Raw genomic sequence first — 13499 nt, 5'->3', positions numbered from 1 at the left:
GGAATCTCAGGAACCGCAGATTCGTTTCCGCGGCTGTGAGCGACGAGCGAAAGGGCGGCGGGCGAAAGGGCGGCGGGCGGGATGCTGCCCTCCGCGATGCCAAGGCAATGCTCCAGGCACAGAGTAGAGGACTTCAACGATTCAGTGTTTGCGCGTACTCGGGACAGAATCTTCGAGACTGGCCCAAGGGTGCTGAATATGGGCTCAAGGAACCGGAGTTCGTAGGCGCGATGCTCGTCAAGAAGCTCTGGCGACTGGAAGCCCTTGTATACGTAGTACTCCTCGCAGCCCTAGATCGCGCCATCATCCAGCTAAGGGCTAGGCGATACTCTGAAGCCAAACCGAGCATCGGTGTACATTACCGCTCTTCAAGTGAATCGCGACCCCTGAAAATCGTGAGATCCAATACACAAAGGCTGCTTAATGTGGGCCATGATATCAGCACTCGATGTCATCCGGATCCGCAGCCGAATCCACGTACGGTATAGTCTGCGGTCCTTCAGGCAGGACACATATGCTCGCGTCCTGGCCATACACGCGCAGCAGGTCTGCCAATGTGTCCTCGATCTGCTGGCACGGTTTGAGCATGGTAGTGCGTATCTCGTCTGGCGAAAGGCGATGGGAGTACAGGTAGACATCCGCCCGCATCTGTATCTCGGCCTGCAGTTGCACCTGCCACTGATCCTGCATCGAGAAGCCGGGGTTCGCGATCAGCCCCAGCGCACGCTCAGGCGTTCCGGCCCTCTCCAGCAGCTGATGGTAGTGGCTGCCCGCGGGGATGCCATCAATACACTCGGCTGCAGCGATTATCGCCCCGCCCTTCTTGACGATGCCTGCTGCAGCGCTTATGCCTTTCACAGTCTGGTAAACGTTTCGATCCAGGGGGTATCCGCTGTTCGTAGTGATGACCACATCGAAACGCTCAGAGACTGCCCTCATGGCCGTCCGTTTCGCGTGCTCGGCGCCTTGCGCATGCGCGGTGCGCAGCTCCCCTGCAAACACGCCGGTGATCGCCTTCTCGGAGTTCAGGGTGACGTTGACTATGAAGTCGGGCGCCGTCAGCTGCGCGCCTTCCGTAAGCAGCTCCCACACAGGGTTGCCGCGTGTATTGCCCCAGGTGGATCTGTCGTGTGACAGGATTCGATATCCGTGGGCTTCTTTGATGTTCTCAAGGCTCGCGATCCCTGGGAACACGAGCTTACCGCCTCCACTGAAACCTGCAAAGAAGTGAGGCTCTATGAAGCCGGTCAGTATCTTGAAATCCGCACTCATGTAGTCCCTGTTCACCCAGAATTCCTGCCCGGTGCTGAGACGACCGGCCAGCGCCATCGTTTGGCGATCGCAACAGTCGTGCTGGACGACTCGGTACTCGCGAACGAGGTCCTCACCCAGCAACTCCACGAGTTCCTGGGGCGGGCTAGGCCTGTGTGTGCCAAGGGCGTTGATCAGGACTATCTGATCCCTCTTCACCCCGACACGTTCAAGTTCTCCCAGTATGGCCGGGAGAATCCGTCTGTTGGGCACGGGCCTGGTAGCATCGCAGAAGACCACGGCCACCGTATCCGATGGCCGAACCGTGTCCTTCAACGCCGGACATCCTAGCGGATGGTTGAGTGCCTCAGCAATCGCTCCCTGTTCATCGTCGAGCCCCGGTACGAACACGGGTTCTACGACGGTCAGGTTGTCCTCCGGCAGTTCCACAGGCAAACCGGTCTTTCCATAGGATAATGCAACTTGCACAGCAGTATACTCCTGTCGCTAATCAGTGTGACCGTAGCCGTGTGATCATTGCCGTCACATGCCCAGATAGGCCTTGCGAACCATGTCGCTCTCTATCAGTTCGGACCCCGGTCCCTCCAGCACGATCCTACCGTTCTGGATCACGTACCCTCTGCTACAAAGCTCGAGGGCCTCGAGCACCCTCTGCTCTATCAGGAGTACGGTTATTCCTTCACGACTCACGCTCCGGATAGACTCAAACAGTTCCTCAACCAGTTTGGGCATGAGACCGAGAGAAGGCTCGTCGAGTATGAGGAGCCTCGGATTGGCCATCAGGCCTCTGCCAAGGGCCAGCATTTGCTGCTGCCCTCCGCTCAGGCTCCCCGCCTTCTGGGTCTTCCGTTCCTCGAGTAGAGGGAACAGGCCGCATACAAACTCCATCCGCCTATGGATCTCCGCCTCTTGAGACATGGTGTATGCTCCAAGCATGAGATTCTCAGCGACAGTGAGTTTGCCAAAGACGTGCCTTCCCTCGGGAACATGCACCAGTCCAAGCTTGACTATCTCGTGGGGCGGCATTCTGTCAATACGCTGGCCGCGGAATTCTATGGTTCCGGACGTCGGTTTGACTAGGCCGGATATCACCCGTGCAAGGGTGGACTTACCAGTCCCGTTGGATCCGACGAGCGCCACGATCTCCCCTTGCTCGATGTGCAGCGACACATCGGCGAGCGCCGGCACCCCGCCATAACCCGCGCTAACACTTGATACGTTCAGCATATTTATCACCCAGGTAAGCCGACACGACCCGCGGATTTCTAACGATCTCAGCAGGTGCGCCTTCGGCGATTTTGTGCCCTGAATCCAGCACCATAACCCGGTCGGCTATGGGCATGATGGCTTCCATGACGTGCTCAACCACCACAAGCGCAATTCCCTCATCGCGCAGAGTACGTATCATTCGTGATGACTCCTGGATCTCCGTGGGCGTCAGCCCAGCCATGGACTCATCGAGCATGAGCACCTTTGGGTCAGTGGCAAGGCACATGGCCACTTCGAGGCGTTTCTTCGCAGGCAGGGTCAGGTTGACAGCTGCCATTCCCGCCTTGTCGCTCATGCCAACGCGGTCGAGCACCTGGGCCGCACGCCGCTGGGCGCCAGAGGTCCGTCCGTCTCGGAGGTAGGCGCCGACCATGGCATTCTCCAGGACTGTCATGCCCTGCAGCACCTGGACCACCTGAAAGGTTCTTGCCATGCCCAGGCTGCAGATCCTGTTTGGGCTCCAATTCGTGATGTTGCGCCCGTCGAACTCCACAGAGCCACCGTCTGTTTTCAGGAACCCGGTGAGACAGTTGAACAGCGTAGTCTTCCCGGCGCCGTTGGGGCCGATCAGCCCGAGGATCTCTCCGTTCTTAACGGAGAACGAAACATCATTCAGCGCCACTAGGCCTCCGAATCGCTTGGTTAGGCCGGTTACTACGAGTTCGGACATCGAGTCGAACCCCTCCTCTCACGCCGAACGATCATCTTTCGGTTGGCCCGCTGCACTATTCCCATCAGCCCCTCCGGCTCATACACGCACATCAACACTATGAAGGCGCCGTATATCATCAGATCTATTCCCGTTCCGCCGGACCCGAGCCACGCACGCGTGAGCTCTGACATGGGGATCAGGATCGCAGCCCCGAGTATGGGCCCCGCTATACTGCCCGCGCCCCCGAACACGGCGATCAACGCGATGGTCACTGAGATCGTGTGGTTGAACATGTACTCGGGTTCGACATACAGGCTGTACTGCGCGAGGAAGGCGCCGCACATCCCCGTGACGCCGGCGCTCACGGCGATCGCGATGAGCTTGTATGCTGTCTTATTCACTCCGAGACCGCTGGCAACGTCTTCATTCTCCCGAATGGCTTTGAAGTAGTAGCCCATCCTGGATCGCTCCATTACGCGCATGAAAGCCATAACAGCAAGCAGCATCGCGAAGGCAATGTAGTAGTACGGGAGTTTGGTGGTGTGAAACTGGAAGCTGACGATGCCTTCGTCCACGAGCGGCAGCATCAGCCCTGTGGCCGCGCCCACGCGCTGCCAGTTCTCGAACACCACCTTGATCATCTGGCCGAGCGCGATGGTGCCGATGGCGAAGTACCTGCCGCGCAGACGAGAGAATGGCAGCCCCACCAGTGTTCCGAAAGCTGCGGTCACAAGTCCTGAGGCCACGAACCCGATCCACGGATTCACGTTGTACTCTACGAACAGGAATGCGGATACATAGGCGCCAAGGCCGAAGAAGGCCGCCTGCCCTATGGACACCATGCCTGCGTATCCCGCCATAATGTTCCACGCTTCTCCGAGTGCAGCATACAGCGCAACCATGATGAGTATGTGCTGAGCAAAGCGAGCTTTCATCGCAAGCGGCAGAACCAGGCCCACGGCCGCGAAGGCGATCAGGCTGATTGTCTGTCTTTGACCGTTGTCGCGCATTAGTCAGCCCCCCATCCCATGAGCCCTCGTGGCCGCACGATAACTATTAGCAGGTAGGCGAGGAAGATGAGCGCGTACTTGTACTCAGGTCCAACAAGGAAGCCGCCGACGGTTTCGATGACGCCGATGAGGATCGCGCCGACGAGCGCGCCCTCGGTGCTCCCGAAACCCCCAAGAGCAACCGCGACCAAAGCTACAAGGCCGAACATCGTGCCCACATCAGGGAAGATGTAGTAGAAACTCGCAAGCAGCGACCCGGCAGCGCCGGCGCAGGCCAGACCCAGCCCGAACGCTATGGCGTTCAGTCGCTCCAGGTCTATGCCCATGAGCGAAGCAGCAGTGCGATCGATGGATATGGCCTGTATAGCAAGGCCTGTCTTGGTCTTGCGTAGGAACCAATAGACTAGCCCCGCTACCACCAGGCTGCCTATGCTCGCGACCAGTTTCGGCAGTTCAATGAAGATCGGGCCCAGCATGATGATCCCGTGAGAAATGGACTGTTGAACCATGCGGTAGTCCGGGGTCCACAGAAACTGCGCCAGGTTGACGAAGAAGATCCCAAGTCCGAACGTGACCAGAAGGCGTGCGAGGAACGGGCCCCGCAGAACTTTTCCGATGATAGAACGGTAGACTACTATACCGAACCCGAACATCAGCAAAGCAACTATAGGCGTGCCTAGAACGGGGTCTAGGCCCGCCAGGCTGTACAGCCAGTAACTCGCGTACATGGCCAACATGACGAAAGCTCCATGGGCGAAGTTCACGATTCCCATGACTCCATAGATAAGGCTCAAACCCATGGCAACCAGACCATATATGCAACCGAGAAACAGGCCCCCCGTCACGAGTTGGAGTATCACGGAAGACCACCCCTGTCAAAGTGTATGGCTTGAGAGCTTGAGACTGTGCCCAGGGAAGAAAAGCGCCCGGGCAGGCGCGAAGGTGCACCGAAAGCCGCCTGAGGCCTGCCCGGCTTACAACCGCCTAAACTACTTCTTCCATCCCGGGAACGGGTATACGTAAGGGACTGCCGCTAGCTCGAACGGCCACACTACCCTGAACTTGCCATCTTGCACCTGAAGGTAGAGGGACCTTGCCAGCACGTTGTCGTGCGTCTCAGGATCGAATCGCACTCCTTCGTATGGCGATATGAGGGAACTTGCCGGCATGTTGGTCGCGAGGAGAGCCTTCCTTATGTCATCCGGCTTGGTCGACTTGGCCCGATTGATCGCATCCACCACAACGAACGGAGCTGTGAAACTGCGTGCAGCATTGGGGCTCATGTCGTGGCCGTATTTCTTCTTGTACAGCTCGTTGATCTTGGCCACGACGGGCTTGCGCGAGGCCAGGTCGAGCCCGTAAACTGCGCGGACGAAGAAATACTCGCCGTCCTGGCCCACGGTGTTCAGGTAGTTGGGGTCAAGGTGTCCGGCCATTCCGATGAGTATCTTAGGCTGGAGTTTCAGAGCCTTGAACGTCTGTGTGAATAGGATCGCGTCTGATACATATGCAGCGTGGATGATGACCTCGGGGTTGGCGGCTTTCAGCTTGAGCACCTCGCCCGTGACGTCAGTAGCCCTGTAAGTGTAGGGCACATCCGCAACTACAGTGAATCCATATTCATTAGCCCATTTCTTGATCTCCTTGGCCACGTTCGCGCCCCACTCTGTGTTCTCCCAGAGCACGGCCACCTTCTTTATGGAGACCTTCTCTTTCTTCTCGACGTCTTTCACAAGTTCAAGTGCGTTCTTCGCCTGAATGCCGTCATGCGGGATGACCCGGAAGAACCACTTGAACCCGCGCTCTGTTAGGGCAGGCGACGTTGCGTCAGAAAGCACGTACGGCACCTGAAGCCGCTCCGCTGCCATGCTAGCGGTCTTCACGACGCCGCTCTGGTAGCCCCCGATGATCGAGACAACGTTCTGTTCAGTGATGAGACGTTCAGTCTCTGCCATACCTTGTGTCGGATCTCCACGGGTGTCTCCAAACACCATGTCGATCTTGGCGCCGCCCAGGCTAGGAATTCCGGCGGTCCTGGCAAATGGGAAGTCCAGATCGTAAACACCATTGATGATGTCTACAGCAAGTTCGACACCACTACGGCAGTCTGCGCCTGTGGTGGCGACTGCGCCAGTGAGAGGATAAACAGCGCCGATCCTCACAACATTCTCCGCCGCAACCGAGCTCATCATAGGCGCAAGCGCGCACACCAGTGCGACAGCCAAAGCGATCCGCCAGATCAGACTGCGATTCTTGCTTGCGTACACTGTCATGCCTCCCTCAAGTACTCTGGGTCGCTGGACGATTCCAACACCTCATACAGATGCCCTTTCCCCCAACTGATCACCTCATTTCTCCTGAATTACCCTTCTCCAACCATGCTGGCAACCACTGCGCGTTCGACGTCGTTAAGATGCTCTGCCATTTCCCTCTCCGCGCGCTCGCTGTCACGGTCGACAAGAGCTGCGGTGATCTGGTAGTGATAGCCAAGCGCCCTGTCGGACGCGCCGGGCAGACTCTGAACGCCCCGAACCTGTTCGTACAAGGCGTCTCGTATGGCTTCCAAAGTAGCCACGAGCACGGAATTGTGAGAACCGCGGGACACTGCCATGTGGAAATCGAGGTCGAGTTGGTTGAAGTGTTCTATGTAGGAAATGCTGAGTTGCATCTCGTCTACTAGTGCGGAGATGTCGGCGAGTTCGCCTTCCGAAGCCCGCAGCGCACAAAGGCTCACCGCCTTAGATTCGATGATGCGTCGGGCCTCGACCAATTCCAGGATATCGATGCTCCCCATTGCAAGCATGGGAGACAGTGGCTTCATGAACGAACTGGCAACCAACCCCGAAACAAAAGTACCCTCGCCCTGCCTCGCATCAAGGAGGCCCATAAGGCTGAGGGTACGAACTGCTTCACGAAGAGCTGTGCGACTCACACCCAGAGTCGCCGCGAAATCCCGCTCCGGTGGAAGCTTGTCGCCGGGTTTCAGACGCCCGGCCATGATAAGCGACTTGATGTGCTCGACTATGCCGTCTGACAGCTTGACCCTGCGTATGCCACCGCCAGGTTGCACCAGAGACACCCCCCATGGTATGAGGATCATACCACTTTGCATGTACGATATACGACGCGCGGAGCGATATTCCTTCCGCGCGTCGTATAGGACTTTTGCAGGTGTTCAATTGGCATCGATGTTGCACGTAGAATGGTCCACTTCCATCACTAAGCTATCCGCGCATCTGCTCAACCTTCTCGTTATAGTAAGCGTGCTTGGCGTATTCGTCTTCCCAGAAGTCCGGCGACTTCATGCCATTCAGGTATTCCTCACTGTAGCCGAATGGCGTCCAGTCCTTCTTCTTCTGCGCAAACAGCCTTTCCTTGGCATCAGCTCTCCTTACATCGTGGATCGCCGAATCATCCTGGGCGGCGAATATGTCGCGCGCCCAGCGCTCAAGCACGTAGTCGGTGGTCTCCAGGCACCGCCGGTCCAGGTCCTCGATGACCGACTCGTACCTGTCGAACCCATCTGTGGCCACAGTGACCACGTTCTCATCTGGGCCAAGCCTGAGGTGGCGAGCCATGCGGACTGCGGCGATGACGTTGCACATGCCCGACACGCCGAACAGATCGCGCATGGACTCCGCGGCCTCGCGCTTCATCCCGAGTCGTTCGAGAATGTGAGCGCCTTCGCGCATGACCTTCAGCGCCTGCACACACTCGTCGTCGTGGACGGTGATTATGAAGTCGGTGGTCAGGACGTTATGAATGAGGGTGCACATCTTGTCGCCGATGCCCTCGATTCGGTGTTGGCCCCGCCCACCTGTGGCCAGCGTCGAACACTCATATGGCTCGACTGCAGCCGTCTTGGCTTCTGGAAAGACTGACTTGATCTGATCGCCTGCTGCCAGAGTCCCTGCCGACCCGGGCGCCGACACGAAGCAGGCTACTCGCCCATTCCCAACGTCGGACGCGGCCTCGATCGCAGCCGACCCCGTCACATGCCTGTGGAACCTGTAGTTCGGCATCAGTTCGAACTGAGCCAGAGCGAAGTTCGAAGGGTCTTTCATGAGTTGGTGCGTTCTTTGCAGCGTCAGAATGACGTCCGACTCAGTGCCCGGCGTCAGGTCCAGAGCGGCGCCGTATTTGCGAATGCGGTCGTATCTCTCTTTGCTCATGTTGTCGGGCATGATGACTACAGCCCGATAACCCATGAGCCGGCACACATAGGAAACGCCGATTCCGAAGTTTCCCGTCGACGGGCCCAGGATCGTGTGCTTCTCCGGGTCGAGGACGCCGTCTACGCACGCCTCGATGAGCGTGGAGTATGCGGGGCCTACCTTGTGCGATCCGGACGGGAAGCCGTTCCCGAGGAGAACCACGATGTTGACGTCGAGTCCAGTGATCTCCCGCGGGAACACCATTTTTCGAACCTCGTTATCCCTGTTCTTCCACGTGATGTTGAACAGGTTGATCGGGTTCAGCTCATCGCTCGGCAAGGCTTCGAGCGCTGCCGCTCTTACCGATGGCTCGATCGACTCAGGACGGGCCATCTCATCATAGGTTGGTCCAAACGGAAATCTAGCGCCGGACATCCGAATCGCCCCTCTCCAGCAAGATCAGATACTGGTCTTCACAAACTTATCGTTCAGCGCTCAGGTCCACAACCAGGTCTTTAATGAGCGGGTATCCTGGAAGCGGCTCAAGTGTGATGTCGCCTGCAACCGCAGTTGTGCATGCGAGTCTGGTTTTCCCATTGACGATCATTCTGCATCCGGCGCACTTGCCTATCCTGCAGGACCGGTAATACGACAGTGTCCTGTCGATGTTCTCAGTTATGTGCCTCAGTATGCTGAGCACGGTTGAGCCCGGCTCAAGCGGCACAGAGTAGGCCTGGTATGTGGCCTCGCCGCCGTTGACGTCAGGATCTGCCCGACGCACCTTGACAGTGATTGTCTGCACTTCGCTCGCCATCCGATGTCACTCCTTGCTCCCGTATTCCCGGATTTCCCTCGTCGGCTGGTGCTTGTCCAGTTCGACGTCGTGCACTGATGTGGTGATCTTGCCGCTGTCCTGCTGCACCACTACGTTCTTAACCCAGTTGATGTTGTCGGTCTTGGGGAAGTCTCTGCGGTACAGAGCGCCCCGGCTTTCCTTCCTGACCAGGCTCGCTCGGGCAACCATCTCCATGACGTCGAGCATGTTCTCGACCTGCAGCGCCTCCACCCATTCCTGGTTGAAGCGCTTGGCCTTGTTGCTCACGTAGACCTGGTCAAGCTCGCCGCGCATCGCAGCGATCTCCTCGAGGCCCTTATGCAGTCCCTTCTCCTCACGGACCACGCCAACGTACTTCCACGCGACTTCCTGGATCCGCTTGCGCAGGGCGATCGGGTCAACTCCGGCGTCACGCTTCAGAGGCGCATGAAGCCGTTCCTTGATGGCTACGACCTGATCAAGGCTGATGTTGGCGCTGCTGACCCGGTTGGCATAGTCGCTGGCGTAGATCCCGGCCCGCGGCCCCCACACCTGCGTCATGGTGAGGGCGTTCCCCGACACTCTGTTGGCGCCATGGATGCTGCCGGTGCCTTCGCCGCAGGCATAGAACCCGGCGATGCCGGTCTGGCAGAACTCATCTATCTGGACTCCGCCGTTCCAGAAGTGGCTTGCAGGTGAAGTCTCCATAGCCTGAGTATGCAGATCCGGCAGGTAATCCTTCATATTGAACCCACCGTAGCGCCAGTGCGAGATGTTCGACGGGAACCACTCAGCGCTGAAATCGATCAGGTTGTCCGGCAGATGCTTGAGAGACAGGAACGTGCCGCCCGCTGGCGAGCCCTTTCCGTCGAGCACTTCCACCATCGCGGCGATGGAGTTGACGTCCCTGGTGCTGTGCTCGAGCCTCTCAGGATCATATTTGGCCATGTACCGCTCTCCGTGGCGGTTCAGAGCCTGTGCCTGCACATAGGCGCTCAGCAGATAGGAGAAGTCGACGCCGTTCAATGAATCCGGCTTTATCAGGGTATACGGCAGGAACATCGGGAACTCCATATCTATGAGTTTGGCGCCCACGCGGTAGGCCATCGCCAACCCGTCGCCGCTCAGTTCGTCGGGAGCGGTCGTATGCGGATAGATGCGCATGGCGCCGCCTGTGCAGAATATGACTGCCTTTGCTTTGATCACGAAGAACTTGCCGGTGGTTATCTCGATGCCGACTGCGCCTACGACGCATCCCTTGTCGGTAAGCAGGTCAGTGATCATCATGTGCTCGAGGAGCTTGATGTTGTCTCTCTTCTTCAGTTCCTTCGTGAGGACCCGGGCGAACTCAGTGCCGGGCACCCACACACCCCTGGGATACGTGTGACCGGGGGCATGAGTCAGCTTGTCTATGCGTGCGCCCCAATCAACCAGCTCCTTCAGCCTCATAGGAGCCTCGTCGCAATGAATGGTGACCATTCGCTGGTTGTTGAGGTACTCTCCCTCTTTGCACATGTCTTCCGCGAATTTCTCGGGGCTGTCGTTCATATCTCCGGGCAGCCCGAACAGCTCTGCTGCGCTGCGGCTGTCAATGTCTATGTCTGCGTCGGCGGTAAGCGTGGCGCCGCTCTTGCCCACGACTCCTTTGGTGGCGACTACCACTGACTTGCACCGCTTACTCGCCTCCAGCGCTGCCCTGGCTCCGGCGCCTTCGCTGCCGACTATCAGTACGTCAGTTATTACGATTTCATCGGCGGTCTTCTCGAGTGTACTCATTCTCCACCTCTCCCTCCCACAAACTAGATAGCGTAGATTTCCCGTGAAGCTCCTGAGAGAATCTCAAACCCGTCCTTCGTCACTGCCACGTTTTCCTCTATACAGAACACCCCCTCCTCATTCACAATTCCGGGCTCCACGGTAATAACCATACCCTCCTCCAAGATCGTCAGATCATATGTGGCCACATGGGGAGGCTCAGTACTCATCAGTCCCAGCCCGTGGCCACACCGCCCGGCATCGAAGGTAAGGTTGAAACCATGCTTGCCTAGTTCTCTGGCGCACGTCTCGGCGATCACGCGAACAGGCACTCCGGGTTTGATCGCCTCTATGGCAGCCATTGTGGCTTCGTGCGCTATCTTTTGGAGCCGAACCTGTTCAGGATTGGGTCCCCCAGGAACCGCCGCCCGGCAGAAATCGCTCCAATAACCATCGAACACCGCGCTCGCGTCCACCCAAAGCATGTCGCCCTTTCGCAACACACGCCCTGTTGGACGAGCGCTGATTCTGTCGTAATCGTCTCTGCCCGAACAGATAATGTTGAAGCCGGGAGATTCCGCGCCCGCGTCCAGCATCGCCTTGCTCATTGCGACGGCGACCTGCTCCTCTGTCCAGCCCTCACACACCTCGGAATAGCAGACTTCAAACGCCTTGCTCGTTGCCTGACAAGCCTTTCTCAAGCGCTCCACCTCCGCCTGTGACTTCTTCACGCGGAGTCTCCATAGCAGCTCGGATGCATCCACGAACTTCGCCCTGGGAAAGGCGGATACGATCTGTTCCCACGCCCGCATCGGCAGTCCGAGCCTCTGCTCATATCCGAGCTCACATCCGATGACAGCAGAGGCTAGGCCCATGTCGGACAACGCCTGCTTGATCTGGGGCACTGCGTCCTCTACAAGACTGCCGTATTCACGCACGTCGGCTGCAAATGACCGCGACTCCGCTTCCGGCCTGGTAAAGGAGTGCACGATTATGGTCGCCCCTCCGTCTCGCGTGAGTACGGCCACGTGTGGACGGGTGAAAGTCGACCATGGCGAATGAGTCCTGTGACCCGTAAAGTAGAAGTAGTTGGCTTCTGCTGTAATCAATAGGGCGTCGATGTTCTGTGCCTTCATTAGCATCTGAGCCCGTTCTAGCCTCGCCTCGCACTCCTCTCTGGGGAATATGGAATACTGACCTCTCATTCCTATCTACCAGTCCTTCCTCGTGGCATGTGTATTCTCGCTGGCCTGGCTCTTCATCATGGCCTGAGATTATGACCAATCCATTCGGTATGAGTATCAATGCAAGACGTGTGCCATCGTCTGCAATCAGGGTGACGCCGCGGCATTCTGGATTCCGAATACAGCCGTGACCTGGGGAATCCTCCAGCATCGCGCCCCCGAGCGTCACGCAACCGGCATCGCTGCGATGACCTTTTCATCGGACAATAGCAGCTTGCAATAGCATTTTGCAGTACTCTCTTGCAATTTGCTATTGCCAAGGCCTCTATGCTATGCTCATGTATAGGGGACGGCTTTGAGCCCCCATTTTGCGCCCAACGGGAGGGAACCCACCTGTTAAGCCTGAGAGCAGTTCAAAGTGATGTACAGAGAGTAGCCGAGGCCATCGCAGTGGCTCTAGACGTTGACGTGGAAATCACTGATCGCGATCTTATCAGGGTAGCGGGCACTGGAGAGTTCAGCAGGCAGCTCGGCAACAGCCTTGCGGGGCAGGGGCGTGTCCACGCCCATGTGCTTCGGATCGGCGCGACCGTCGTGATTGAGGATCCAGGCCACCACGAGCTGTGCCGAACGTGCGTGATGGCGAAGCGATGCTATGCCACGGCTGAACTGTGTTGCCCTATCAAACACGGAAACTCCGTCGCCGGAGTGATGGGCCTGGTCAGCCGCACACAGGCGCAACGTCGAAGGTTGCTCGACAACGTGCGCGCCAATGTCGCGTTTCTGGAGCGCATGGCCGACCTGCTCAGCGCCAAGATAACCAGCGAAGAAGCGATGGCGCGCGATAGCCTCCGCCGCCGCCAGCTCGAGGCTGTGATAGGCGCATTCGATCAAGGTGTGCTGGTAGTGGACGAATACGGGACTATGACTCAGGCCAATCGGTATGCACTCGACGCGCTTCACCTCTCTCCCGAGGTCATCGTTGGCAAGCCTCTGCAGGACGTACTGGCGGGAACAGGCCTATACGACGCGCTGGGAAGCGGAACCGAGATCAAGCATCACAGGACCAGGTTGAGGCAGCACTCTGGAGATACGATCGATGTGATATGCAATGCATATCCGGTGGTGATGGACGGACAAACCCTCGGAGCGGTGCTTACTTTTCAGCGCCTAGACGACGTGTCAAAGCTCACATACGAGATCTGGGAGCACGAGAACCGGGCAACCTCCCTCGACGATATCATCGGGGACTCGCAGGCTATGTCATCTGTAAAGGAATTCGCCACAAAGATCGCGCCGGGCAGTTCCACAGTGCTTCTCAGAGGAGAAAGCGGCACCGGCAAGGGCCTCATGGCCCGGGCTATTCACAGAGAGAGCAAGAGAAGGGAC

Annotated in this window: 13 protein-coding genes; 2 read left to right on the top strand and 11 right to left on the bottom strand. The window is 57.9% G+C overall.

Annotated elements, in window-relative coordinates; translation table 11 throughout:
• The coding region (locus tag VB144_06625; protein ID MEA4883317.1) for a hypothetical protein at positions 1-488 on the top strand (488 nt) is incomplete at its 5' end.
• Here VB144_06625 and larA read toward each other — a convergent pair.
• From larA to VB144_06570, 11 genes are all read right to left on the bottom strand, one after another.
• Entirely contained in the window at positions 439-1740 is a 1302-nt protein-coding gene (gene larA / locus VB144_06620) for a nickel-dependent lactate racemase (protein MEA4883316.1), read from the bottom strand. The two genes, VB144_06625 and larA, sit on opposite strands and share 50 nt — an antisense overlap.
• Before the next feature lie 54 nt (positions 1741-1794).
• Complete coding sequence (locus VB144_06615) at positions 1795-2499, bottom strand: ABC transporter ATP-binding protein (protein ID MEA4883315.1); 705 nt, start codon at positions 2497-2499, stop codon at positions 1795-1797.
• Entirely contained in the window at positions 2477-3211 is a 735-nt protein-coding gene (locus VB144_06610) for an ABC transporter ATP-binding protein (protein ID MEA4883314.1), read from the bottom strand. The genes VB144_06615 and VB144_06610 overlap by 23 nt, the downstream gene beginning before the upstream one ends.
• Positions 3196-4203, bottom strand: coding sequence for a branched-chain amino acid ABC transporter permease (locus VB144_06605; protein MEA4883313.1), 1008 nt, complete (start codon positions 4201-4203; stop codon positions 3196-3198). The genes VB144_06610 and VB144_06605 overlap by 16 nt, the downstream gene beginning before the upstream one ends.
• Positions 4203-5063 carry a branched-chain amino acid ABC transporter permease gene (locus tag VB144_06600; protein MEA4883312.1) on the bottom strand — a complete coding sequence of 287 codons (861 nt, stop codon included), beginning with the start codon at positions 5061-5063 and terminating at the stop codon, positions 4203-4205. The genes VB144_06605 and VB144_06600 overlap by 1 nt, the downstream gene beginning before the upstream one ends.
• Before the next feature lie 129 nt (positions 5064-5192).
• Entirely contained in the window at positions 5193-6470 is a 1278-nt protein-coding gene (locus VB144_06595) for an ABC transporter substrate-binding protein (protein MEA4883311.1), read from the bottom strand.
• Positions 6471-6565: 95 nt separating this feature from the next.
• Positions 6566-7273, bottom strand: coding sequence for a FadR/GntR family transcriptional regulator (locus VB144_06590; protein MEA4883310.1), 708 nt, complete (start codon positions 7271-7273; stop codon positions 6566-6568).
• Positions 7274-7427: 154 nt separating this feature from the next.
• Positions 7428-8792, bottom strand: coding sequence for a pyridoxal-phosphate dependent enzyme (locus VB144_06585; GenBank protein ID MEA4883309.1), 1365 nt, complete (start codon positions 8790-8792; stop codon positions 7428-7430).
• A gap of 46 nt (positions 8793-8838) precedes the next feature.
• Positions 8839-9171 carry a 2Fe-2S iron-sulfur cluster-binding protein gene (locus VB144_06580; protein ID MEA4883308.1) on the bottom strand — a complete coding sequence of 111 codons (333 nt, stop codon included), beginning with the start codon at positions 9169-9171 and terminating at the stop codon, positions 8839-8841.
• Positions 9172-9177: 6 nt separating this feature from the next.
• Positions 9178-10947 carry an FAD-binding protein gene (locus tag VB144_06575; protein ID MEA4883307.1) on the bottom strand — a complete coding sequence of 590 codons (1770 nt, stop codon included), beginning with the start codon at positions 10945-10947 and terminating at the stop codon, positions 9178-9180.
• Positions 10948-10970: 23 nt separating this feature from the next.
• Complete coding sequence (locus VB144_06570) at positions 10971-12131, bottom strand: Xaa-Pro peptidase family protein (protein MEA4883306.1); 1161 nt, start codon at positions 12129-12131, stop codon at positions 10971-10973.
• Between the two features lie 429 nt (positions 12132-12560).
• On the opposite strand from VB144_06570, the gene VB144_06565 reads away from it, so the two are divergent.
• Positions 12561-13499 (top strand): sigma 54-interacting transcriptional regulator (locus VB144_06565; GenBank protein ID MEA4883305.1); only part of this gene is annotated, 939 nt, incomplete at its 3' end.

This window comes from Clostridia bacterium, assembly GCA_034926675.1.
Lineage (GTDB): Bacteria > Bacillota > DTU025 > DTU025 > DTU025 > JAYFQW01.
The sequence above is the reverse complement of the archived record's forward strand: the minus strand, read 5'-3'. Positions and strand labels throughout refer to the sequence as shown.

What these genes read in the sequence shown, in the direction of transcription:
- VB144_06615 (MEA4883315.1), bottom strand. Translation starts at nt 2,499, where the DNA reads ATGCTGAACGTATCAAGTGTTAGCGCGGGTTATGGCGGGGTGCCGGCG.
- VB144_06610 (MEA4883314.1), bottom strand. Translation starts at nt 3,211, where the DNA reads ATGTCCGAACTCGTAGTAACCGGCCTAACCAAGCGATTCGGAGGCCTA.
- VB144_06605 (MEA4883313.1), bottom strand. Translation starts at nt 4,203, where the DNA reads ATGCGCGACAACGGTCAAAGACAGACAATCAGCCTGATCGCCTTCGCG.
- VB144_06585 (MEA4883309.1), bottom strand. Translation starts at nt 8,792, where the DNA reads ATGTCCGGCGCTAGATTTCCGTTTGGACCAACCTATGATGAGATGGCC.
- VB144_06580 (MEA4883308.1), bottom strand. Translation starts at nt 9,171, where the DNA reads ATGGCGAGCGAAGTGCAGACAATCACTGTCAAGGTGCGTCGGGCAGAT.
- VB144_06575 (MEA4883307.1), bottom strand. Translation starts at nt 10,947, where the DNA reads ATGAGTACACTCGAGAAGACCGCCGATGAAATCGTAATAACTGACGTA.
- VB144_06570 (MEA4883306.1), bottom strand. Translation starts at nt 12,131, where the DNA reads ATGAGAGGTCAGTATTCCATATTCCCCAGAGAGGAGTGCGAGGCGAGG.